General features: G+C 74.3%; 19 protein-coding genes. 4 read left to right on the top strand and 15 right to left on the bottom strand.

What is annotated here, in order from left to right:
* Positions 1-22 precede the first annotated feature (22 nt).
* The gene (disA, locus tag BLU55_RS11675) at positions 23-1108 is read left to right on the top strand and encodes a DNA integrity scanning diadenylate cyclase DisA (protein WP_091729828.1); all 1086 of its coding nucleotides are present in this window, start codon (positions 23-25) and stop codon (positions 1106-1108) included.
* A gap of 4 nt (positions 1109-1112) precedes the next feature.
* Here disA and BLU55_RS11680 read toward each other — a convergent pair whose 3' ends face one another.
* A complete protein-coding gene (locus tag BLU55_RS11680) occupies positions 1113-1865 on the bottom strand; it encodes a hypothetical protein (protein WP_157682833.1) in 753 nt (250 codons plus the stop codon).
* 98 nt (positions 1866-1963) lie between these two features.
* On the opposite strand from BLU55_RS11680, the gene BLU55_RS11685 reads away from it, so the two are divergent.
* Entirely contained in the window at positions 1964-2824 is an 861-nt protein-coding gene (locus tag BLU55_RS11685; protein WP_091733809.1) for an HhH-GPD family protein, read from the top strand.
* A gap of 97 nt (positions 2825-2921) precedes the next feature.
* On the opposite strand, the gene BLU55_RS11690 is transcribed toward BLU55_RS11685, so the two are convergent.
* The 8 genes from BLU55_RS11690 to lysS form a co-directional block, all read right to left on the bottom strand.
* On the bottom strand, positions 2922-5468 hold the full coding sequence (locus BLU55_RS11690; protein WP_091729833.1) for an ATP-dependent Clp protease ATP-binding subunit: 2547 nt from the start codon (positions 5466-5468) through the stop codon (positions 2922-2924).
* A 60-nt stretch (positions 5469-5528) separates the two neighbouring features.
* Positions 5529-6143 (bottom strand): DUF6518 family protein, encoded by a 615-nt coding sequence (locus tag BLU55_RS11695; protein ID WP_091729836.1) that lies wholly within the window; start codon positions 6141-6143, stop codon positions 5529-5531.
* Positions 6136-6783 (bottom strand): response regulator, encoded by a 648-nt coding sequence (locus BLU55_RS11700; protein WP_091729839.1) that lies wholly within the window; start codon positions 6781-6783, stop codon positions 6136-6138. Before BLU55_RS11700 ends, BLU55_RS11695 begins: the two co-directional genes overlap by 8 nt.
* Complete coding sequence (locus BLU55_RS20095; RefSeq protein WP_091729841.1) at positions 6780-8177, bottom strand: sensor histidine kinase; 1398 nt, start codon at positions 8175-8177, stop codon at positions 6780-6782. Before BLU55_RS20095 ends, BLU55_RS11700 begins: the two co-directional genes overlap by 4 nt.
* Before the next feature lie 119 nt (positions 8178-8296).
* Positions 8297-8977 (bottom strand): YqjF family protein, encoded by a 681-nt coding sequence (locus tag BLU55_RS11710; RefSeq protein WP_091729844.1) that lies wholly within the window; start codon positions 8975-8977, stop codon positions 8297-8299.
* Positions 8978-9012: 35 nt separating this feature from the next.
* Positions 9013-9624 (bottom strand): flavin reductase family protein, encoded by a 612-nt coding sequence (locus tag BLU55_RS11715; RefSeq protein WP_091729847.1) that lies wholly within the window; start codon positions 9622-9624, stop codon positions 9013-9015.
* Between the two features lie 126 nt (positions 9625-9750).
* Positions 9751-10098 (bottom strand): histone-like nucleoid-structuring protein Lsr2, encoded by a 348-nt coding sequence (locus tag BLU55_RS11720; RefSeq protein WP_091729849.1) that lies wholly within the window; start codon positions 10096-10098, stop codon positions 9751-9753.
* Between the two features lie 149 nt (positions 10099-10247).
* Positions 10248-11762, bottom strand: coding sequence for a lysine--tRNA ligase (gene lysS / locus BLU55_RS11725; RefSeq protein WP_091729852.1), 1515 nt, complete (start codon positions 11760-11762; stop codon positions 10248-10250).
* A gap of 110 nt (positions 11763-11872) precedes the next feature.
* Between lysS and BLU55_RS11730 the strand changes: the two genes are divergently transcribed.
* Entirely contained in the window at positions 11873-12814 is a 942-nt protein-coding gene (locus tag BLU55_RS11730) for a DUF808 domain-containing protein (RefSeq protein WP_091729855.1), read from the top strand.
* A 7-nt stretch (positions 12815-12821) separates the two neighbouring features.
* Here the strand turns inward: BLU55_RS11730 and BLU55_RS11735 are convergent, their stop codons facing one another.
* From BLU55_RS11735 to BLU55_RS11755, 5 genes are all read right to left on the bottom strand, one after another.
* Positions 12822-13601, bottom strand: a complete 780-nt coding sequence (locus BLU55_RS11735) for a type III pantothenate kinase (protein WP_091729858.1) — start codon at positions 13599-13601, stop codon at positions 12822-12824.
* Positions 13598-14011: an aspartate 1-decarboxylase gene (gene panD / locus BLU55_RS11740; protein ID WP_091729860.1), complete on the bottom strand. Its 414-nt coding sequence runs from the start codon at positions 14009-14011 to the stop codon at positions 13598-13600. Before panD ends, BLU55_RS11735 begins: the two co-directional genes overlap by 4 nt.
* A gap of 34 nt (positions 14012-14045) precedes the next feature.
* Positions 14046-14900, bottom strand: a complete 855-nt coding sequence (gene panC / locus BLU55_RS11745) for a pantoate--beta-alanine ligase (RefSeq protein ID WP_091729863.1) — start codon at positions 14898-14900, stop codon at positions 14046-14048.
* Positions 14897-15817 (bottom strand): Rossmann-like and DUF2520 domain-containing protein, encoded by a 921-nt coding sequence (locus BLU55_RS11750; RefSeq protein ID WP_091729865.1) that lies wholly within the window; start codon positions 15815-15817, stop codon positions 14897-14899. Before BLU55_RS11750 ends, panC begins: the two co-directional genes overlap by 4 nt.
* A 166-nt stretch (positions 15818-15983) precedes the next feature.
* Positions 15984-19274 carry a CDP-glycerol glycerophosphotransferase family protein gene (locus BLU55_RS11755; RefSeq protein WP_091729868.1) on the bottom strand — a complete coding sequence of 1097 codons (3291 nt, stop codon included), beginning with the start codon at positions 19272-19274 and terminating at the stop codon, positions 15984-15986.
* 133 nt (positions 19275-19407) lie between these two features.
* On the opposite strand from BLU55_RS11755, the gene BLU55_RS11760 reads away from it, so the two are divergent.
* Positions 19408-21339 carry a glycosyltransferase gene (locus BLU55_RS11760; protein WP_091729871.1) on the top strand — a complete coding sequence of 644 codons (1932 nt, stop codon included), beginning with the start codon at positions 19408-19410 and terminating at the stop codon, positions 21337-21339.
* Here the strand turns inward: BLU55_RS11760 and BLU55_RS11765 are convergent.
* Positions 21326-23929, bottom strand: a complete 2604-nt coding sequence (locus tag BLU55_RS11765) for a hypothetical protein (protein ID WP_091729874.1) — start codon at positions 23927-23929, stop codon at positions 21326-21328. The two genes, BLU55_RS11760 and BLU55_RS11765, sit on opposite strands and share 14 nt — an antisense overlap.
* Between the last annotated feature and the right edge of the window lie 10 nt (positions 23930-23939).

Here is a 23939-nt window from a genome sequence, read left to right on the forward strand (position 1 = left end):
CCTGCTGCACTAGACTCCGGCCGTGGCCTCCCCCGACCGTGCTGACGATGCGATCCGGCTGCGGACGACGCTCGCGCGCATCGCACCCGGCACCTCGCTGCGCGACGGACTGGAGCGGATCCTGCGCGGCCGCACCGGCGCGCTGATCGTGCTCGGCCACGACAAGGAGGTCGAGGGGATCCTCACCGGCGGGTTCAACCTCGACGTGCCGTTCTCCCCGACCGCGCTGCGCGAGCTGGCCAAGATGGACGGCGCGATCGTCCTCGACCGCGACATCAGCCGCATCTTCCGGGCCAACGTGCACCTGATGCCCGACCACACCATCCCCTCGGAGGAGACCGGCACCCGGCACCGCACGGCCGACCGGGTGGCCAAGCAGACGGGCGCGCCCGTGATCTCGGTGTCGCAGTCGATGCAGATCATCGCGATCTACGTCGGGTCCATCCGCTACGTCCTCGAGGACTCCGGCTCGATCCTGGCCCGCGCCAACCAGGCCCTGGCCACCCTGGAGCGCTACAAGGTCCGCCTCGACGAGGTCTCCAGCACGCTCTCGGCGCTCGAGATCGAGGACCTCGTCACCGTGCGCGACGTGGCCGTCGTGGCCCAGCGCCTGGAGATGGTCAGCCGGATCGCCCGCGAGATCGACGACTACGTCAACGAGCTCGGCACCGACGGCCGGCTGCTGTCGCTGCAGCTCGAAGAGCTGGTCACCGGCGTCGACGCCGAGCGGTCGCTGGTCGTGCGCGACTACCAGGCCGGCGGCCGTCGCACGCACACGGTCGAGGAGGTGCTGGCCGAGCTCGAGGGCCTCTCCCCCGCCGACCTCGTCGACATCTCCTGCGTGGCCCGCGCGCTGGGCCTGGGCCAGGGCGAGCACCTCGACGGCGCGGTCACCCCGCGCGGCCACCGCCTGCTGGCCAAGGTGCCGCGGCTGCCGGCCACCGTGGTCGACCGGCTCGTGGACCACTTCGGCACCCTGCAGAAGCTGCTCTCGGCCGGGGTCGAGGACCTCCAGATGGTCGAGGGCGTCGGCGAGCTCCGGGCCCGCAGCGTGCGCGAGGGTCTCTCGCGGCTCGCGGAGTCCAGCATCCTCGAGCGCTACGTCTAGCCCGTCAGCGGCTCGGTGAGGCCGAGGGCGAACCGTTGGGGGACCCCGAGGGCGATCCCGACGACGAGGGCGAGGCCGTCGGCGACGGGGTCTGCGTCACGTAGCGCACCGAGGGCCGGGTCACCTCGAACTCGACGTCGGAGGGCGTCGAGCCCTGCACCGCGGCGTACACGTCGTAGAAGCCGGGCAGCGCCCAGTCGGGCACCTGGGTGCAGCCGATGTCGGAGCCGCGGCCGCTCCAGTTGACGACGATCTCCGTCGGAGTCGAGCTGCGCACCACGACCTCGCTGCGCGAGATCGCGCGCGGGCACTCCTGGGTGGTCCAGAAGCTGTCGTCGTCCTCGGTGGCGATCTTGACCACGACGCTCTCGTGGGAGACCTCGAAGGTGCAGGCGGGCTGGGTGCCCTGCAGCTGCAGCACGATCTGGATCCGGCCACCCCCCTCGGCCTTGGGCACCGAGGGGACCACGCTGATCTCGTCGTCGGCGCACGGACCGCTGGGGTCGGCGAGGACGGCCTGCGACTTCTTGGCCCTGGGCAGGCCGGTCACCTGCTGCGGGCCGTAGACCGCGGGCGGAGCGGAGGTGGGCTGCGCGCCGGCGGGCGTGGCCCGGGGCGGCGGAGCGTCGGCGCCGTTGCCGCCCAGCAGGTGGGCGAGGCCGACGACGAGCGCGAGCAGGACCGCGAGCACCAGACCCCGGCGGAACCAGTAGACCCGGGCCGGCAGCCGTCCCCGAGAGCGACGTGCGGCAGCCATGTCGAGCACCGTAGTCGTGCACGGGGTGGCCGTCGGTGAGCAACGCCGTGCGACCCCCCTGCTCGCTGCGTCACACCCCGGGCGGGATGATCGGCGCGATGAGCGAGCTGCACGACCCGGTCCTGCGCTGGTACGCCGACCACGCCCGCGAGCTGCCCTGGCGCGGGCCGGGGGCGAGCCCGTGGCGCGTCATGGTCAGCGAGTTCATGCTGCAGCAGACGCCGGTGGCGCGCGTCGTGCCCGTCTTCGAGGCGTGGCTGGAGACCTGGCCGACCCCCGCCGACCTCGCGGCCGCCCCCAGCGGCGAGGCGGTCCGGGCCTGGGGCCGGCTGGGCTACCCCCGCCGCGCGCTGCGGCTGCACGCCGCCGCCACGGCGATCACCGAGCAGCACGGCGGCGAGGTGCCCGACGCGTACGCCGACCTGATCGCCCTGCCCGGAGTCGGCGACTACACCGCCAGCGCGATCGCGTCGTTCGCCTTCGGCCACCGGCACGCCGTGCTCGACACCAACGTCCGCCGGGTGTTCGCCCGGGCCGTCAGCGGCACGGAGTTCCCCGGCACGGCCGTCACCCGGCCGGAGCGCGAGCTGGCCGAGTCGCTGGTGCCCGACGAGGAGCCGGCCACCTGGGCGATCGCCGTGATGGAGCTCGGCGCGCTCGTGTGCACGGCGGCGGCGCCCCGGTGCGGGAGCTGCCCGGTCCAGGACCGCTGCGCCTGGTGGGCGGCCGGCCGACCGGCGTACGACGGACCGCCGCGGCGCGGCCAGGCCTGGGCCGGCACCGACCGCCAGGTCCGCGGCCGGCTGATGGCGGTGCTCCGCGACGAGCCCGGCACCGTCTCGGCCGGTCGCCTCGAGCAGGCCTGGGCCGAGCCGGTGCAGCGCGAGCGTGCCCTGGCGAGCCTGGTCGCCGACGGCCTCGTGGTCCGCGTCGGCGACCGGTTCGCCCTGCCCGACTAGCGGCGACCAGCGCCCCGTCCACGACGCGCGCCGGCCCCGGGGAGCACGAGACCCCGCAGGCCGGGGGCCTGCGGGGTCGGGTGGTGGAACGGGTGGGTCAGTCGCCGAGCGGCTCGCCCTTGGGGACGTCGACCGGACCGTCGCTGTCGTCGGGACCGCCGACGGGCTCGAGCGGCACCGAGTCGGGCAGCTCGCCCTTGGTGTTGCCCTGGAAGGTGAAGGACGCGTCCTTCCCCTCGCCCTCGACGCCGACCAGGATGATCTGGCCGGGTCCGACCTCGCCGAAGAGCATCTTCTCGGCCAGGACGTCCTCGATCTCGCGCTGGACCGTGCGACGCAGCGGCCGCGCGCCCAGCACCGGGTCGAACCCGCGGGTCGCGAGCAGGTCCTTGGCGACCTGCGTCAGCTCCAGCGACATGTCGCGGTCCTTGAGGCGCAGCTCCACCGAGGCGACCATGTTGTCGACCATCGAGATGATCTGCTCCTTGGTCAGGGGCGGGAACACGATGATCTCGTCGACGCGGTTGAGGAACTCGGGCCGGAAGTGCTGCTTGAGCTCCTCCGACACCTTGGTCTTCATCCGGTCGTAGGTGCCCTCGTCGCCCGACTGGTTGAAGCCCAGGCTGACGCCCTTGGAGATGTCGCGGGTGCCGAGGTTGGTCGTCATGATGATGACGGTGTTCTTGAAGTCCACGACCCGGCCCTGGGAGTCGGTCAGGCGACCTTCCTCCAGGATCTGCAGCAGGCTGTTGAAGATGTCGGGGTGGGCCTTCTCGACCTCGTCGAAGAGCACCACGGAGAACGGCTTGCGGCGCACCTTCTCGGTGAGCTGGCCGCCCTCCTCGTAGCCGACGTAGCCGGGGGGCGAGCCGAAGAGCCGCGAGACGGTGTGCTTCTCGCTGAACTCCGACATGTCGAGCTGGATCAGCGCGTCCTCGTCGCCGAAGAGGAACTCGGCGAGCGTCTTGGACAGCCACGTCTTGCCGACGCCCGAGGGCCCGGCGAAGATGAACGACCCGCCGGGGCGCTTGGGGTCCTTCAGACCCGCGCGCGTGCGTCGGATCGCCCGGCTGAGCGCCTTGACGGCCTCCTCCTGGCCGATGACCCGCTTGTGGAGCTCGTCCTCCATCTTGAGCAGCCGCGTGGACTCCTCCTCGGAGAGCTTGACGATCGGGATGCCGGTGGCGACGGCGAGGACCTCGGCGATGAGCTCCTCGTCCACCTCGGCGACGACGTCCATGTCGCCCGCACGCCACTGCTTCTCGCGCTCGCCCTTGGCCAGGATGAGCTGCTTCTCCTCGTCGCGCAGGCGCGCGGCGGCCTCGAAGTCCTGCCCGTCGATGGCCCCCTCCTTGCGCTTGCGCACCTCGGAGATCTTGTCGTCGAACTCGCGCAGGTCCGGCGGCGCGGTCATCCGGCGGATCCGCAGTCGCGAGCCCGCCTCGTCGATGAGGTCGATGGCCTTGTCGGGCAGGAACCGGTCGGAGATGTAGCGGTCGGCCAGCGTCGCCGCGGAGACCAGCGCCTCGTCGGTGATGGTGACGCGGTGGTGCGCCTCGTAGCGGTCGCGCAGGCCCTTGAGCATCTCGATGGTGTGCGCGATCGAGGGCTCGTTGACCTGGATCGGCTGGAAGCGCCGCTCGAGGGCGGCGTCCTTCTCGAGGTGCTTGCGGTACTCGTCGAGCGTGGTGGCACCGATGGTCTGCAGCTCGCCGCGGGCCAGCATCGGCTTGAGGATGCTGGCGGCGTCGATCGCGCCCTCGGCCGCGCCGGCCCCGACGAGGGTGTGGATCTCGTCGATGAACAGCACGATGTCGCCGCGCGTGCGGATCTCCTTGAGCACCTTCTTCAGGCGCTCCTCGAAGTCACCGCGGTAGCGGGAGCCGGCGACCAGGGCACCGAGGTCGAGGGTGTAGATCTGCTTGTCGCGCAGCGTCTCGGGCACGTCGCCCTTGACGATGTCCTGCGCGAGGCCCTCGACGATGGTGGTCTTGCCGACGCCGGGCTCGCCGATGAGCACCGGGTTGTTCTTCGTGCGGCGCGAGAGGATCTGCATGACCCGCTCGATCTCCTGGGAGCGGCCGATGACGGGGTCGAGCTTGCCCTCCTTGGCCGCCTGGGTGAGGTTGCGACCGAACTGGTCGAGCACCAGCGACGAGGAGGGGGCGGCCTCCGGCGCGGTGCCGGCGGTCTGCTGCTCCTTGCCCTGGTAGCCCGAGAGCAGCTGGATGACCTGCTGGCGCACCCGGTTGAGGTCGGCGCCGAGCTTGTGCAGCACCTGGGCGGCGACGCCCTCGCCCTCGCGGATGAGGCCGAGCAGGATGTGCTCGGTGCCGATGTAGTTGTGGCCGAGCTGCAGCGCCTCGCGCAGCGACAGCTCGAGGACCTTCTTGGCCCGCGGGGTGAAGGGGATGTGGCCGCTGGGCGCCTGCTGGCCCTGGCCGATGATCTCCTCGACCTGGGCGCGCACGGCCTCCAGGGAGACGCCGAGGCTCTCGAGGGCCTTGGCGGCGATGCCGTCGCCCTCGTGGATGAGGCCGAGCAGGATGTGCTCGGTCCCGATGTAGTTGTGCGAGAGCATGCGGGCCTCTTCCTGGGCCAGCACGACGACTCGTCGGGCTCGGTCGGTGAACCGCTCGAACATGGGCTACTCCTCAAGACTCTGCAGGGTCGACCAGTGCGACCCGCACGGCCGGTTCAACCCTCACCTCAGCCTACGTGTTCCGGGCCAACCGGGGTTATCGCTCTCAGCGAACACGGCCGCCACCCGCCTCCTCGCACGGGCGGTGGTCCGCTCGGCGACGAGCGCCACGCCCAGGCCCACGCCGACCAGCCCCTCGGTCGCCCAGTAGCCGGTCGAGGTGCTGGCCCGCAGCAGCGCCAGGCCGTACGCCGCCTCGGCGACGAGCAGCCCGGGCAGGACCAGCGCGCCCAGCACCCGCCGCCACCCGCGGGCGCGACGCGACCACACGGCCCCCACCCCGAGCACCGGCCCGACCGTCGCGGCGGCCACCAGCCAGAACCCCACCGAGCCCGGGCTGACGCTGAACCCGCGCAGGTGGGCCACCGCGTAGTAGCCCGCCACCAGGGCGACCAGCGCCAGCACCGCGACCGCGGCACCCCGGGGCGCGGAACCCGCCGGCCGGGCCAGCAGCCACGCCACCAGGCACCACGACCCCGCCGAGTTGGCGAACGACGCGACGGCCGCCGGCAGCACCGTCTGCAGCAAGGAGGTCGCCGCGCCGGCCAGCCCTGCGACGACGAGCACCGTCGCCACCCGGGCCACCGACCGGGCCGGCGACGGGGTCGGCTCAGCCACCGGGACGCACCAGGCCGTGCTCGTAGGCCCACACCACGGCCTGGATCCGGTCGCGCAGCCCGAGCTTGCGCAGCACCTCGGCGACGTGCGACTTGACCGTCTCCGGGGCCACCACGAGGTCGGCGGCGATCTCGGCGTTGGAGCGGCCGCGCGCCAGCTCCCCGAGCACCTCGCGCTCCCGGGGACTGAGGGGGGCCAGGTCGGCGTCCGGCGGGGCGGCTCCACGCGCCGCGAAGTCGTCGACGAGCCGCCGGGTCACCGCCGGCCCCAGCAGCATCGAGCCGTCGGCCACCAGCCGCACGCCCTCGACCAGCCGCTCGGCGGTCACGTCCTTGAGCAGGAACCCGCTGGCGCCCGCCCGGATCGCCTCGTAGACGTAGGAGTCGAGGTCGAAGGTCGTCAGGACCAGCACGCGGGTGGCCAGCTCGGCGGTGATCACCCGGGTCGCCTCGATCCCGTCGAGGTGCGGCATCCGGACGTCGACCAGCGCCAGGTCGGGCGTCGTGCGCCGGGCCAGCTCGACCAGCTCGCGGCCGTCGGCGGCGGTGCCGACCACCTCGAGGTCGGGCTGGGCGTCGAGCAGCGCCGCGAAGCCCGCGCAGATGACCGGCTGGTCGTCGGCGACCACCACCCGCGTCACCGGGCACCGCCCGCCACCACCGGCCCGGCGGGGCCGAGCGGCAGGGTCGCCTCCAGGGCGAAGCCGCCGTCGCGGGGCCCGGCCACCAGCCGGCCGCCGAGCGCCTCGACCCGCTCGCGCATCCCCACCAGGCCGTGGCCCACCGTCCCGCTCGGTGCCGGGTCGCCGACGGGGAGGCGCCGCGTGGGCGCCGGGAGCGGGGCGCCGGTGGCCAGGGGGGCGATGGGGGCCGTGGGCTCGTCGCCGCGCGGCCAGGTCGCGCCGCCCGTGGGCGCGGTGACCACGGAGACGACCACCAGGCCGGCCGTGCGCTCGAGCCGCACGGTCGTCGCGGACCCGGCGGCGTGCTTGCGGGCGTTGGTCAGTCCCTCCTGGACCACCCGGTAGGCGACGTAGCCCAGCGCCGGGTCGGTGCCGGCCGCCACCCGGTCGACGGGGTCGCCCACCAGCGCCACCTGCTCGCCCGACGAGGAGGACCGCTCCACCAGCGCGGCGACGTCGGACCAGGACGGCTGCGGCGCGCGGTCCCCCACGCTGCGGCCGAGGATGCCGAGCACCCCGCGCAGCTCGTCGAGCGCGCGGCGGGCGTCGGAGGCGATCTCCGCGAGCACCGAGCGGGCCTCGGGCTGCAGCCCGGGGTGGGTGTACGGCGCGGTCTCGGCGCGGACCGCGATCAGCGAGACGTGGTGGGCCACGACGTCGTGCAGGTCGCGGGCCAGCCGGGCGCGCTCGGCGGTCACCTCGGACTGCTCCTCCACCTCGGCGCTGCGCGCGGCGACCCGCTGCCGGGCGTCCAGGCCCCTGGCCACCGCGTCCCGGCCCACGAGGGTGGCCACGAGCAGGCCGCCGAGCGCGAGGACGTAGAGCACGCCCACCACCAGCGCGTCGGTGAACCGGAGCTCGACCACGGACCCCAGCGGCGCCTCCATCGGGAGCCGCACCACGAACCACAGCGCGACCGTCGCGAGCGCGGCCAGGGTCGCCAGCACCGAGGCGGAGGGGCTGTGCCAGGCGGCGGCGACCGTGATGCCGGCGAGGACCGCGACCACCGCGAACGGCACCGCGCTCCCGAGCACGACCACGGCGACCAGCGGCAGCAGCGCCAGGCCCACGGCCGCGAGCGGGCGACGCACGCCGAGCAGCACCACCGCGGCGGCGATCGCCCCCGTGGCCACCCACAGGGCCAGGGCGAGCAGCCCGACGACCGCGCCCACGACGCTCCCGACGCCAGCGAACCGGTCGAGCCCGTAGGAGGCCAGGCGGGCGACGTCGACGGGCACCCAGCGCGAGGAGGCCACGCACAGGAAGACGACGGCCGCGGCGACGCGGGAGACGAGCACCCAGGTCTCGGGCACCGGGCCGGGACGGGGATCGAGCAGGCGGGTCGGGATCACGGGACGATCCTCCCGGCCGCGACGTGGCCGCGGCCACCCCCGCGCGAGCGATCTCGCCGCCGCGCGGCTCCCCCGCGCGGGGGACCCGACCCGGCGGTCCGGGGCCGGGCCCCGGCGGCTCAGCGCTGGGGCGCGCCGAACTGGGTCCGCACCCCCGGGGACCACAGCACCGACTCGGGCGGCCGGTCGGTGACGCCCGGCAGCCCGGCCGCGGCGACCAGGCCGTCGTCGCAGTGGAGCAGCTCGGCGCGGCGCAGCGGCCACGCCGGGTGCGTGTTGGGCACCCACAGCGGCCGGCTGCCCACCCGGTGGTGCATCCCGAAGCGGGCGGTGAGGAAGACGCTCAGGTCGTCGTGGACGAGCTCGTCGGTCGGGCGGACCGCGAGGTCGGTCGACGCGCCGCGGCCGGGCGGCGTACGACGGCGCGAGGCGTAGCGGATCCGGCCGGTGGCCTCCGCCCAGCGCTCCATCCGGATCCGTGACCACCGGTAGCGCACGCCGACCGGGTTGGTCGCGGCCACGAGCGCCAGCCGCTCGGTCTCCAGCGACCGGAACACCACCCCGCGGCGGCCCTGGTCGTCGGTGGAGTAGAGACGCACGTTGATCTCGGCGAAGTCGCCCAGGTAGGGCAGGGGGTGGCCGAGGCCGAACCCGGCCCGGCGCATCTCGAAGCCGATCAGCCCCACCCAGCTCGACCCGTCGTGGACGTCCGGGCGCGCGCCCGGCGGCATCCAGCGCTGCACCCGCTCCGGCTCGACGCGCCAGTGGAGGAAGACCAGGTCGGCCCAGACCTGGTCCATCACCACGCGTCCCGGCAGCGGGGGCGCCTGGTCGCTCAGAGCACGTCCTCGGGCTTCTCGGGCCGGGTCAGCCGGAAGACCTCCGGCGGGCGGCCCCACTCGTCGCGCCCCAGGCGCGAGACGGGGCGCAGGTGCTCGAACATCGGGTGGACCCCGTCCTCGAGGGCGGAGGTGCGCACCGTGATCGCGGTGACGAGGCCGAAGACGACGAACGCGTGCCCGACCTCGACGATGCGCTCCAGGCGGCACTCGATCGAGGCGGGCGAGGCCGCGACCCGCTCGGGCCGCACGGTGGCCGACAGCTCGGTCGCGATGCCCAGCGCCCGGGCCTCGTCGTCGCCGTGCTCGAACGGCGCGCTGCTCGCGTTGACCTGCTCGAAGAGCTCCTCGGAGGTCACGCTCACCACGAACTCGCCGGTCTGCTCGATGTTGGTGACGGTGTCCTTGTGGCCCAGCGAGCTGAACAGCACCACGGGCGGCCGACCGCTGGCGACGGTGAAGAACGAGTGCGGGGCGAGGTTGCCGCGGCCCTGCTCGTCGACGGTGGTCACCCACGCGATCGGCCGGGGCACGACCAGGGAGTTGAGCAGCTTGTAGGCGTTGACGTCCTCGTCGGAGGGGTCGAACACCGTGCGGTCGTCGGTCATGGCGTCAGGGTAGGGACCGCACCCTCAGGTGGTGGCCCGACGGGCTCGCCGACGGGGCCCCGGGGTCCGGACGTGCGTCGAGCCGGGCCCGCTGCTGCGGGCCTGGCTCGTGCGGTGGAGCTGGTGTCAGTGGGCGGCCGAGTAGGCGTCGCGGACCTCGGCGGAGACGCGCCCGCGCTCGGGGACGTCGAAGCCGTTCTCGCGGGCCCAGGCGCGGATCTCGGCCGGGGCGGGACCGTTGGAGGCCGCGGAGGAGGCCGAGCCGCTGCTCTTGGAGGAGCCGCGACGACCGCCGCGACCCGAGACCGGGCGGGCGTGGGCGACGTACGGCGCCAGGGCCTCGCGCAGCTTGGTCGCGTTGTCGGTGTTGAGGTCGATGGCGTAGTCCTTGCCGTCGAGACCGAACGTGACGGTCTCCTCCGCCTCGGTCTCGTCGATGTCGTCGACCAGCACGATGTGAACCTTTTGAGCCATGGAGGGAGCCATCCTAGAAATACGCGTCGAAATGGTGCGGGATATCGGCACCCTAACAGGCCACATCGTGAGAAGTCGGCGGCGGCCCGGTCGTTAGCGAAAGGGGTTCCGCGGGTGCGTCAAACGGAACGGATAAGTCCGCACACGCATTACTCCGGGCGCAGCAGCGGGAAAAGGATCGTTTCGCGGATTCCGGCGCCGGTCAGCAGCATCACCAGCCGGTCCACCCCCATGCCCATGCCACCGGCGGGCGGCATGCCGTACTCCATCGCCTTGAGGAAGACCTCGTCGAGCTCCATGGCCTCGGGGTCCCCCGCGGCCGCCAGCATCGACTGGGCGGTGAGCCGCTCGCGCTGCACGACGGGGTCGTTGAGCTCGGAGTAGGCCGGCGCCAGCTCGACGCCGTTGATGATGAGGTCCCAGGCCTCGTTGAGACCGGGCTTGCTGCGGTGGGCCTTGGCCAGCGGCTTGACCGCGGCCGGGTAGTCCATGACGAAGGTCGGCTGCACCAGGTCGTCCTCGACGAGCTGCTCGTAGAGCTCGACGACGATCTCCTCCGCGCCCCAGGCGGGCTGCAGCTCGACCTCACGCGCCGCGGCGTGCCGGCGCAGCGCCTCGACACCCGTGTCGACGGTCACCTGCTCGCCGAGGGCCTCGGAGACCAGGTCGAGGATGGAGGCCTGGCGCCACTCGGCCTCGAGGTCGATCTCCTCGCCGTTGCGACCCGGGACGACCGTGCGGCCGACGGCGCGGGCGGCGTCGATGACGAGCGAGCGGGTGAGGTCCATCATCGTGAACTGGTCGCCGTAGGCCTCGTAGGCCTCCAGCATCGAGAACTCCGCGGCGTGGGTGGAGTCGAGGCCCTCGTTGCGGAAGGTGCGCCCGATCTCGTAGACGCGGTCGACGCCGCCGATCATGGCCCGCTTGAGGTCGAGCTCCAGCGCGATCCGCAGCAGCATGTCCTGGTCGAGGGCGTTGAGGTGGGTGGCGAAGGGGCGGGCCGCAGCGCCGCCGTTGGTCAGCTGCAGGATCGGGGTCTCGACCTCGGTGTAGCCGCGCTCGTCGAGGGTGCGGCGCAGGCTCTTGAGGACCGTGGCCTTGGTGCGCACCATGTCGCGGGCCTCGGGCCGGATCATCATGTCGACGTAGCGCAGCCGGATCCGGGCCTCGTCGGAGAGCGGGCGGTGCTCGTTGGGCAGCGGCCGCAGCGTCTTGGCGGCCAGCTCCCAGCCGCTCGCCGCCACGCTGAGCTCGCCGCGGCGGCTGGTGACGACCTCGCCGCGCACGGCCAGCAGGTCGCCGATGTCGACCAGGGCCTTGAACTCCGCCAGCGACTCCTCCCCCACCTCGGCCAGGCTCAGCATCACCTGGATCTCCGAGCCGTCGCCCTCGCGCAGGCGCGCGAAGCAGAGCTTGCCGGTGTTGCGCTGGAAGATGACGCGACCGGTGATGGCCACCTGCTCGCCGGTGCGGGTGTCGGGGGCCAGCTCGCCCGCCTCGAGCGGGCCGTCGTAGGTGTCCCGGAGCTGCCTGACCGTGTGGGTGCGCTGGACGGTGACGGGGTAGGCCTCGCGCCCGGAGTCCAGCACCCGCTGCCGCTTCTCGCGGCGCACCTGCATCTGCTCGGGCAGGTCGTCGGGGGGCGTCGGGGAGGCGTCGGTCATGGGCGCAAGGGTAGAAGACCGGGGACCCCCGCCCTGCCGACGCCCTAGGCTGCGGACGTGACCAGCACCCCTGCCGCCACGCGGACCGCCCCCGGCCCCGGGGACCCCCGGTGAGCGGCGGCCTCGCGGCCCTGCTCGACGACGTCGCCGCGCTCGCCCGCCTCGCGGCCGCCTCGGTCGACGACGTCGGCGCCGCCGCGGGTCGCGCCAGCGCCAAGGCGGCCGGGGTGATCGTGGACGACGCGGCGGTGACGCCGCGCTACGTCGACGGCCTCGACCCGAAGCGCGAGCTGTCGATCATCGCCCGCATCGCGAAGGGGTCGATCCGCAACAAGCTGCTCTTCATCCTCCCGGCGGCGCTGCTGCTCAGCCAGTTCCTGCCGTGGCTGCTGACGCCGATCCTCATGCTCGGTGGCACCTACCTGTGCTTCGAGGGGGCGGAGAAGGTCAAGGAGCTGGTGTGGGGCCACCACGAGGAGGCCGCCCCGGCCGCGGAGCAGGGCGCCGCCCACGAGGACCGGATCGTGGCGGGCGCGGTGCGCACCGACTTCATCCTCTCGGCCGAGATCATGGTCATCTCGCTCAACGAGGTGGCCGCGGAGCCCTTCGTCTCCCGGGCCCTGATCCTGGTCGTGGTGGCGCTGGCCATCACCGCGCTGGTCTACGGCGTGGTCGCGCTGATCGTGAAGATGGACGACATCGGGCTGCACCTGACCCGGACCTCGTCCGGGGCGGCCCAGACGCTCGGCCGCGGCCTGGTGCGCGGGATGCCGCTGCTGATGTCGGTGCTCTCGACCGTCGGCATCGCGGCCATGCTGTGGGTCGGCGGCCACATCCTGCTGGTGGGCACCGAGGAGCTCGGCTGGCACGCGCTCTACGACGTCGTGCACCACGCCGAGGAGGCCGTCGCCGCCGCGACCGGGGCGCTCGCGGGCGTGCTCGGGTGGGTGACCAACACGGCCTTCTCCGCGCTGATCGGCCTGGTCGTCGGCGGCGTGGTCGTCGCGGTCCTGCACGTCGTGCCGCGCCGGAGGAAGACCACCGGGCACTGACCCCGGGTCAGGGCCGGTTGCGCTCGAAGACCAGCTCGAGGCCCAGCAGCGTCAGCCACGGCTGGTGGTCGGTGAAGGCGACGCACTCGTCCACCACGACCGGGGCCAGGCCGCCGGTGGCCACCACGTGCACGTCGGCCGGCGGCACCCCCAGCGCCGCGATCATCCGGGCGGCGATGCCGTCGACCATGCTGGCGAACCCGAAGACCATCCCCGACTGCAGCGCCTCGACGGTGTTCTTGGCGATCACCGAGCGCGGCCGCAGCAGCTCGACCTTGCGGAGCTGGGCACCCCGGCGGCCGAGCGCCTCGAGGGAGATGTCGATGCCCGGGGCGATCGCGCCGCCGACGTACTCCCCGCGCGGGGAGACCACGTCGAAGGTGGTGGCGGTGCCGAAGTCGACGACCACGGCCGGTCCGTCGTACAGGGTTGCGGCGGCGAGGGCGTTGACCACCCGGTCGGCGCCGACCTCGCGCGGGTTGTCCATCAGCACCGGCACGCCCGTGCGCACGCCCGGCTCGACGATCACCCGCGGGACGTCGCCGTGCTGGCGGGCGAGCATGTCGCGCCACTCGTGCAGGACCGCGGGCACCGTGGCGCACACCGCGACGCCGGCCACCCGGTCGCCGACCGTGCTCTCGCGCAGCAGCCCGCCGACCAGCACCGCCCACTCGTCGGCGGTGCGGCGCTCGTCGGAGGCCACCCGCCAGTGGTCGAGCACGACGCCGTCCTCCACCAGCCCGATGACGGTGTGGGAGTTGCCGATGTCGGCGCACAGCAGCGTCACGCCACCACGTCCCCCCGGACCAGACCGACGCCGGCGGGCACCGCGGCGGGGTCGGTGCCGCGCTCCAGCACCCGGTTGCGCTCGTCGACGAACACCACGTGGGGCCGGTGCGCCCGGGCCTCCTCTGTGGTCATCTGTCCGTAGCCGATGAGGATGACCAGGTCACCGGGGTGCACCAGGTGGGCGGCCGCGCCGTTGATCCCGAGCACGCCGGACCCCCGCTCCCCGGCGATCGTGTAGGTCTCGAGCCGGGCCCCGTTGGTGACGTCGACGACGTGGACCAGCTCGCCGGGCAGCAGGTCCGCGGCGTCGAGCAGGTCCTCGTCGACGGTGACCGAGCCGACGTAGTGCAGGTCGGCCTGGGTCACGGTGGCGCGGTGGATCTTGCTGGTCATCATGGTGCGCAGCACGGGCGGCCTCCGGCGGGTGGTCGGGTCGGACGGGTCAGGACGGGAGGTCCGGCCCGAGCTCCAGGCCGGTGTTGTCGATGAGGCGCACGCCGCCCACGCGGGCCGCCACGAGCAGCCGGGCCGGGCCGGCCGCGGGGGCGGGCCCGAGGTCGGGCGCCCCGAGCTCGAGGTAGTCGAGGTCGACGCCCGCGGCGCCGTCCAGCTCGGCACGGGCCGCCGCCAGCACGGCCGCCGCACCCCGCGGGGCCGCGTCGCGGCCGGCCGCCAGGGCGCGGGAGAGCGCCAGCGCGTGGGCGCGGGCCTCGGCGTCGAGGAAGCGGTTGCGGCTCGACAGCGCCAGGCCGTCGGCCTCGCGCACCGTCGTCGCGCCGACGACGTCGACGCCCAGGCACAGGTCCTCGGCCATCCGGCGGACCAGGGCGAGCTGCTGGTAGTCCTTCTCGCCGAACACCGCGACGTCGGGCCGCACCAGGCCGAAGAGCTTGGCCACGACCGTCAGCACGCCCGTGAAGTGGGTGGGCCGCGAGGCCCCCTCCAGGCGGGCCCCGAGCGGGCCGGGGTGGACGGTCACCTCGGGCGGGCCGCCGGGGTAGACCTCGTCGACCGACGGGGCGAGCACCAGGTCGACGCCTCCGGCGGCGCAGACCTCGAGGTCGGCGTCCAGCGTGCGCGGGTAGCGGTCGAGGTCCTCGCCCGGCGCGAACTGGAGCGGGTTGACGAACACCGAGACGACCAGCGGGGCGTCGTCCCCGACCTCGCGGCGGGCCCGGGCCACCAGGGCGGCGTGGCCCTCGTGGAGCGCCCCCATCGTCGGCACCAGCGCCACGCGGCCGGTCCGGCCGGCGAGGGCCTCGTGCAGCTCGGCCCGCGAGCCGACGAGACGGGTCACCGGTGGCCGGGCAGCAGGTGGGCCGGGGTCGCGCCGGTGGCGCCCCGGTGGCGGGCCAGCGCGTCGTCGAGGACGCCCACGATGCGCGAGGCCCGGATCGGCAGCAGCCGCCCGTCGAGCATCGCGCGCTCGGCGGTGGCGCGGGCCATCGCGACGTACGACGGGACGGTGGTGGGCGCGCTGGTCTCGATCTCGCGCAGGTGGTCGCGCACGGTGCGGACGTCGCCGCGCACGATCGGGCCGGTGAGGGCGGCGTCGCCGGCCGACAACGCGTTGTCGAGCGCGGCCGTCAGCAGCGGGCGCAGCACCGCGGCGGGGTCCTCGGCGCCGGACGCGGCGAGCATCTCCATCGCCTGGTTGACCAGCGTGACGAGGTGGTTGGCGCCGTGGGCCAGGCCCGCGTGGTAGAGCGTGCGCTTGTCCTCGGGCACCCACATGGCGACCCCGCGCAGGTCGGTCACCAGGGCCTCGGCCAGGCGGCGCTCCTCCGGTCCGGCGGTGACGCCGAAGACGCAGCCCGCCAGCCGGTCGAGGTCGACCTCGGTGCCGGTGAAGGTCATCGCGGGGTGCATGGCGATCGGTCGGGCCCCGGCGGCGGACACGGCGTGCAGCACGGCCAGGCCGTGGCGGCCCGAGGTGTGCACGACGACCTGGCCGGGCCGGATCGCTCCGGCGCCCACGAGCGTGGTCGCGACGTTGTCGAGCATGTCGTCGGGCACGGTGAGCAGCAGCAGGTCGCACGAGCGGGCGACGGCGGTCGGCTTGGCGACCTCGACGCCGGGCAGCAGGTCGGCGATCCGCGACCGCGAGGCGGCCGAGTCACCGGCAGCGGCCACGACCTCGTGGCCGGCGGCGCGCAGCGCTGCGGACAGGACGGCGCCGACACGGCCGGCGCCGACAACCCCGATTCGGGCCATCGGTGATCATCCCTTTCGTTCCGGTCCCCGAGGGGTACCGGACTACTTGTCGATGACGAGCACCACCAATGTACGACCGGGTCCGCGGGCCCGGGAACCGAACGGCGCCATGGCCTGCGTCACACCCTGCGTCACACCGGGGGTCGCACCCGGGGCCACACCGGCGTCAGACCGCCGGACCGGCTGCCGGCGGCGGCGGGAACCGCTCGAACAGCGCGTCGACGACGCGACGCGAGACGTGCCCGTCGTCGTACGGCGCGAAGTCGCGGCGGAAGGCGGCCCGCCGCTCGGCCCCGGTGGTGGGGTCGGCGAAGACCGTGCGCAGCTCCTCGACGACCTCGTCGTTGGTCAGGCACACCGGGCCGGGCACCGTCTCGTGGTAGTCGACGTAGAAGCCCCGGTTGTCGTCGCGGTACGCCGCGAGGTCGGGCGCCAGGAACACCATCGGGCGGTCGATCGCGGCGAAGTCGAAGAACGCCGAGGAGTAGTCGGTGACCATCGTGTCCGCGGCGACGTAGAGCAGCGCGATGTCGGGGTAGCGGGTGACGTCGATGACGCGCGGGTCGGGGTGGCGCTCCTCCGCGGCCTTGATCGAGTTGTAGTGGCCGCGCACCAGCACGGTGCAGTCGAGGGTCTGCGCGACCTCGTCGGGCTCGAGGTAGATCACCTTGTGGTAGACCGCGCCCGAGCGCAGGTTGTCGCGCCAGGTGGGGGCGTAGAGCACCACCCGGGCGTCCTCCGCGATGCCGAGCGCCGCCCGCACCTCCGACCGGATCCGGTCGCGCTCGGGCGAGCTGAGCACGTCGTTGCGGGGGTAGCCCTCCTCCAGGATGGTGCCGGAGTAGCGGAAGGCGCTGCGCAGCTTCTCGGTGCAGAAGGGGCTCTGGCTGACCAGGAAGTCCCACTGGTCGCGGGCGGTGAGCAGCTCGCGGCGGTGGTTCCAGTTGCTGACGTCGTTGAGGATCCGGTCGTGGCCGATCCGCTTGAGCGGGCTGCCGTGCCAGGTCTGCAGCACCGCCTGGTCGGGGCGCTTGCGGAAGAAGTAGGGCAGGCCGGCGTTGACCACGACGTAGCGCGCCCGGGCCAGGAGCTCCACGTGCTCGCGCGACATCCGCACGACCGCGCGCGACCCGGCGGGCACGGTGACGGAGTGGTCGACCACGGCCACGACCAGGTCGAGGTCGAGGCCGCGGGAGGCGATCTCGGCGCACAGCGCACCCGGCTGGTCGCCGCTCGACTTGCCGGCGAAGGTGTCGAAGACGACCAGGTCGAGCAGCGGCAGCTCCCGAGCGGCCGGGTAGACGACGTCGCGCAGCTGCAGCCGGCCGTACGGCGGCTGGTCGCGCTCCCACTGGGGCGGGGCGATCCGCAGCCGCAGCGCTCCGTCGAGCTCGACCTCGGGCGAGATGCTCTGCTCGTCGTCGCTCATGATGCTCGGCAGCGCCAGGTGCAGGCGGCGCTCCAGCCCGACCGGCTCGTCCGGCCGGCCCTCGCGGCGCAACCGCACGTGGTAGCGGTCGCTGGGCAGGTGAGCAGGGCCGGTGCCCCACTCGTCGACGAGCAGCGGCAGCCGGAACTCCAGGGTGCCGGGCGTCCCCGTGGGGCGGCCCTCGACCCAGGGGGTGCCGGTGCGCGGGCCGCGCAGCGACAGCCGCAGGTCCTCCTCGGCGCCCCGGCGGGCGCGGCCGGGGCCCCGCCCGGCCAGCGAGAGCACGGCGACCAGGTGGTCGCCGTCCAGCGCGAACGACACCACCTCCGGTCGGCTGGGGGCGGGCGGCGGCGCCGGGTCGGCGCCGGGCCGGCGCACCAGGGAGAGGCCGCGGAAGGGCCGCCACACGGGCGTCCAGGCGGTGCCGGGCACGCCGCCCTGCTCCAGCAGGCCGGCCGCGCCCTCGAGGTGGCGGACCTGGAAGGAGCCGCGGCGCACCCGGCCGGCGGCCTCGTGCTCGACCAGGACGTCGTAGGTGGCCGGCACGTCGCGCTGCAGGCCCAGCTCCACCAGGTCGAGCTCGGCCTCGAAGGCCGCGTCGGTGAGGTCCTCGTAGCCGCGCCCGGCCCAGCGGTTGACCTCCACGTCGGGCGCGTGGCGGGTCTCCACGACCGTCTCCTCGCCGCTCCCGCGCTCCACCAGCACCAGCCGGGTCGTGGCCTCCGGGGAGGCGGCGGTCAGGTAGTCGACGAACGCCGTGCCGACCACGCGCAGCCGGGTCGGGGCGGTCCACACGGCGGCGTTGAGGCGGGTCCGCAGCCGCAGCTCGCCGTCGGCGATGGCCGTCAGGTGGTCGTCGTCGGTCTGCAGGCCGTCGAGCATGTCCAGGTGGACGACCGGACGGCCGTGCTCGAGCGTGTAGGGGTAGCCCGCACGGTTCATGAAGGAGTGCTCGAGGAAGCGCTCGGCCGCGTCCAGCCCGCCCTCGGCGCTCAGCAGCGTGAGGATCCGCTCGAACAGCGGCAGGTGGACCCAGGCGTCGTCGTCGAGGGTGTCGGCCAGGGCCCGCACCTCGGCGCTGACGGTCGACCAGCTGGGCTCGCCGTACACCACGGCGTAGCGCACGACGTCGGTCAGCAGGCGCACCACGCCCCGCGCGGCCGCCAGCCGCTGCTCCTCGGGAGCCTCCGAGAGCAGGGACAGCGCCAGCCGGGCCTGGACCACGCGGTCGGCCCCCAGCGCCGGGTCGCGCAGCGAGCGCTGGGCCAGGGAGCGGCCGTCGGGCCGCGACAGCTGGTGGTAGCAGGCGGCGGCGACGACGTCGAGGCTCGCGGCACCCGTGGTCGAGCGGACGACGAGGTCGAGGTCAGGAAACTGCGTGGTGGTGGAGAAGCGCAGGCCGGCCGCGTCCCAGGCACGGCGCAGGAACACCCGCGGCCCGAGGTAGAGGTGGGCCAGCAGGTCGGGGTGGGCCGCCACGGTGGTGGCCAGGCGGCGGGTGCCATTGGACTCCTCCATCCACGGCGGTCGCTGCGAGCGCCCGCCCTCCTCCAGGGTGAGTCCGCCGACCGCCTGGTCGGAGCCGCTGGAGCGCAGCGCCCGGACCAGCCGCAGGTAGCCCTGCTCGGGCACCGTGTCGTCGGCGTCGAGGAACGCCAGGAGGGTGCCGCGCGCCTGGTCGACGCCGCGGTTGCGGGCCGCGCCCACGCCCTGCTGGTCCTGCTCGACGAGCCGCACCTCGCGGTGCCGCGCCGCCAGGTCCCGCGCGACCCGCAGCGAGGCCGGGTCGGCCCCGTCGGCGACCAGCACGACCTCGACGCGCAGCCAGGCCTGCTGCAGCACGCTGTCGACGCACCGCTCCAGCGTCGTCGCCGCGTCGTGGACGGGCACGACCACGCTCAGCAGCGGCAGCCGGGCCCGGCGCACGCGGCGCTCGAGGGGCGCGAGCCTGGCCCGCACCGGCCGCAGGCGCACCCGCGCCCGGCGTACGGGGCCGGAACCCAGGACCCTGTGCATGGCGGTGCTCACTCGACGGGACTCCTCACGATCGCGACGGGGTGGCGATGTCCCCCGGACGTGGCGAAGCCTAGAGCGTGGGCGCACCGCAGCCGGCACCCTCGCGGGGCGCGCCCGCGGGCCCCGCGGTGGCTAGGGTGACGCCGTGACCTCGGACCAGGCCCCGGACCCGGCTCCTCCCACCGGTGAGGTCCCCGCCTCGCCGCTGCCGGCGGGGCGCTACTTCTCGCTCACGACCCGGAGCAACCCCGAGGCCGGCGGGCAGACGCGGGCGGTGCTGCTGCGCAACCGGCTCTTCGCGGCCGCTGGGGTCGACGCCCGGGTGCTGACGGTGCTGCCGCGCCGCGACCTGGACCACCGCCGCGAGGTGCTGCTCGAGCGCGGGCTGATCACGCCCGAGGTGCCCACGCTCAACCTCTACGAGCACTACCGCGACACCGACTGGCCCACCGACGAGGTCACCGACGAGCGCCTGCCCGACCTGGGTCACCTCGAGGTCGTGCAGGAGACGCTGCTCGTCGACGGGTCGCCCTGGCGGCTGCGCTACCTCCAGCCCGACGGCACCGAGATCTACGACTACCAGCGCCCCGACGGCTCGGTCTTCCTCCGGACCCCGGGCTTCCTCATCGGCGACCGCGCGACCTGGCCGACCAGGATGACCCGGGTCTCGCGCGACGGGGCGGTCATGGGCCACTTCGCCAAGCCGGCCGGCTGGATCCGCCGGTGGGTCCGCGAGCTCTCCGAGGGCGAGCGCACCTTCATCGTGCTCGACTCGCGCTCGATGGTGCCGCTGGTGCCGCGCTTCGACGCCCCGCACCTGCACGTGCTCTACCTGATGCACAACGTGCACGTCTACAAGCCCTACCGCTGGGACTCCACCCGCCCCCCGTCGTACGACGCGCTCTTCGAGCGGGCCGACGACCTCGACGCGCTGGTCACCCTCACCGACCGGCAGCGCCAGGACATCGCGACGCTGCGCGGGCGCACCACCAACATGTACGTCGTCCCCAACCCGGTCGACCTGCCCGAGGTGCGCGAGGTGCAGGAGCGCGACCCACGCAAGATCACCGTGGTGGCCCGGCTCGAGCCCCAGAAGCGGCTCACCCACGCGGTGCTGGCGATGAAGCGGGTGCTCGAGCGGGTTCCCGACGCCACGCTCCACATCTACGGCGACGGGTCCCGCGAGGAGGTGCTGCGACGGCTCGTCGAGAAGCACGACCTCGGCCGGTCGGTCGTGATGCACGGGTACGACGCGCACGCGCGCGAGGCGCTGTGGGACTCCTCGGCGATGCTGCTGACCAGCGTGTTCGAGGGCTACCCGCTGGCCACCCTGGAGGCGATGAGCCACGGCTGCCCGGTCGTGGCCTACGACATCAAGTACGGCCCCCGCGAGCAGATCACCGACGGCGAGGACGGCTTCCTGGTCCCGGCGGGCGACCTCGACACCATGGCCGACCGGCTGGTGACGCTGCTCCAGGACCCCGAGCGGGTGGCCCGGATGGGCCTCGCCGCGCGCCGCAAGGCCGAGCAGCACGGCCAGGACGCGTTCGTGCGCACCTGGGCCGAGGTCTTCGAGCAGGTGGCCCGGACCCGCCCCGGCCGCACCCGTCTCGACGAGGTGCGCCTCGAGGTCCGGCGGCTGCGCGTCGGCCGGTCCGGCTCGTGGTCCTCGCGGCTGCGACCCGGCCAGCGGCTGCGGCTGTCCGCGACCCTGCACGTCGACGGCACCTCGGCGACCCTGCCGCTCAGCGACGCCGAGGTGACCCTCGTCGCCGTCCACGAGCGCAGTGGCCGCCAGGTCGACCTGCCCGTGGGCGTCTCCTGGCGCGGCGACCGGTGCCGGGTGCGGTGCACGGCCCGGATCGGCGACGTCGTGCTCCCCCACGAGCAGGCGGGGCGGGACGCCACGGGCGAGCCGACCCCGGCCGCCGACGGCCCCGAGCACGTGCGCCTGTGGCTGCGCCTGGTGTGGGCCAACAGCGTCTGGAGCACGGAGGTGCGCCGCCCGGCCGGGGCCGCCTCCGGCCTGGAGGTCGGCTACGGCCCCGACGAGCAGCTGGTGCTCACCCGGCGCTGACGGCCCCCGCGGCGCGCCGCATCCGGGCGCGGCCCTCGAGCCACTCCTCCTGGCCGGGGGCGTAGTCCTCGCCCCACGGCCGGGTGGTGTCGGCCCAGTGGAGCAGCCGCGCCTCGCCGGCGGGCTCGCGCGTCGGCACCGTGTGCCAGGCCGCCGGGACCGTGGTGCGGTGCGGCCCCGCGAAGGCGTGCCACGCCTCGCGGGCGTCGAGGTCGAACTGCTCGGTCAGGCGCAGCAGCTCGTCGCGGACGCCGCGCTCGCGCATCGCCGCGAGGTCGAGGACCAGCACGTCGGTGGCGAAGGCGGTGAAGTCGAAGGCGTGCCGGGCGTGGGCCTGGCGACGCAGCTCGATCGCGACGCTGGTGCGGGTCTGCAGCCGGTCGCCCGCGGCGTGCAGCAGGCCGAAGCCGCTGGCGGCGCCCCCGCCGGCTCCTGCTCCGGCGACGTCGGGGGCGGCGACCACGCCGTCCCCGAGGTCGAGGTCGACCAGCTCGGCGACGTCGCCGCTCACCAGCGCGTGCTGGGGCAGCACCGCCACCCGGTCGACGCCGGGCAGCAGGTCGGTGAGCAGCTCGAGGTCGAGGTCGGCGCGCAGGCGCTCGCGGCTCTCGCTCGACAGGCCGCGCAGGCCCGCACCGAGCCCGTCGACGGGGACCAGCGAGACCTGGTGGCCCTCGGCCCGGGCGGCGACCTCGGCCAGGTCGACCGAGCCCGTCTGGTCGAGCAGCCACACGTGCAGCGGCCCCGAGGCGTGGCGCACCAGGGAGTCGACCAGCACGTCGAGCACGACGGGGCGCCGGTCGGTGACCCGGACGGCGACGTGGCGGACCTCGCCGGTCGCGGGGTCCGGGGTGGTGCCCGACGTGGCGGTCCGGGCGACGGCGCGGTCGGTCTCGGCCGAGAGGTCGACGACGGACGAGGTCACCTCGGCCACGGCCTCGCGGCGCGCCCGGGCGGTGGCCACGTCGTCGGCGCACAGCTCGCGCCAGCGGGCGTAGACCTCGTCGCGCGAGGCGCCCGAGAGGATCAGCGTCGTGGTCTCGGCCAGGCGCGCGTTGATGCCGTCGCGGATGGCGTCGAACTGCTGGTCGGTGATCTGGCCCAGCCCGGCGAAGCGGATGTCGGAGAGGTTCTTGGGCCGGAAGTCGACCTGGGCCCCGAGCGAGCGCATCGGCAGGTAGCAGTGCAGCCGCGAGGTGACGACCGCGCTGTGGTCGCGGCGGTAGGTCTCGAGCAGGTCGACCGCCTCGAACATGTTGCCGGTGAAGCTGCGGAAGCGGACCTTGTCGGAGCTGTGCTTGTAGGTCACGGCGCCCGGCTCGTCGGTGGGCGTGTCGACGTACGCCAGGGGGGCGCCGGCGGGGAACGCGTCGGCCATCGGCGGGAACACGGTGTCGATCGTGGTGGTGAGGCAGCCGGAGAAGAACGCCGGCACGTCCACCGAGAGCAGGATGTCGACGGTGGTCCAGTCGCGGCAGCCGATCGGGCCGTGGGCGCGGAGGTACTCGATCGCCTCGGGGGTCAGCAGGCCGCGCTTGTTGCAGTGGAAGGACACGAAGATCGGCTGCAGGTGGTGGTGCAGCGGGAAGCCGTAGCGGACGCCGAACAACGCGTGCATGTACCACCCGAAGGCCAGCATCCAGGTGTCCTCGGGCACCTCGTTGAACGCGCTGGCGTCGCGGTCGACGGTCAGCACCTGGACCCGGGCCCTCGCCCCCGGGAGCCGGCGCTCGGGCCGCACGCGGTCGGCGAGCTGGGTGACGAGGTCCACCAGCTCCTCGGGGCCCACGAACTCGAGGTCCTCGTGGCGCACCAGGTGGCCCAGCGAGGCCAGGGTCTGGACGTGGTCGCCGATGTTAGCCGAGGCGCGACGGCGCCCGGGGTGGTCGTAGTCGACGATCGCGAAGCGCACGTCGGCGTCCAGCCGGGTGCCGTCCGGCGAGTCGGGGGTGCGGGAGGCCCAGCGCTGCATCCAGTCGCGCTTGACCAGCACGTCGTCGTCGACGCGGCGGCGGCCGGCGATCGCGGCGTCGACGGTGGTGAGCAGCTCGCGGACGAGGTCCATCTCGCCGTGGCCGAAGAGGCGCTCGAGCACCTCCATCCAGCGCGCGGGGGTCATGTGGGCGGGCGGGTCGGCCATGAGCGTGCGCACCTGCGCCAGCACCCGGTCGGGGTCGTGGACCAGCCCGGCCTTGAGGTACTCCCGGACCGCGAAGCGCGACCACAGCTCGAGCGGCACCTCGGCGAGCTCGCTCCAGGCCAGGCGCTCGAAGCCGCGGGCCGAGGCCACGATGCCGGAGCACAGGTGGCCGAGGACCTCGGCGCTCGGGTCGCGGCGCAGCGCGGCGGCGACCGAGACGGCGCCGTCGGTGTCGCCCGCGCGCAGCAGGCCCCGGACCTCGGCGACCAGGCCGGCACCCAGGGGCTTGCCCTGGCGCAGCGCGCGGACCAGGGCGTCGTCGCCGGTCGCGGCCGGCGCGTCGCCGGCGGGACCACCCGCAGCACCGCGGACGAGGTCGCGGGCCCGCCGCAGGCCGGCCTGGGCGGTCGGCGGCAGGTGCCGCGCGACGCGGTGCGGAACGCTGGGCATGGTTCTCCTC

It is taken from the genome of Nocardioides scoriae, assembly GCF_900104965.1.
Taxonomy (GTDB): Bacteria; Actinomycetota; Actinomycetes; order Propionibacteriales; family Nocardioidaceae; genus Marmoricola; species Marmoricola scoriae.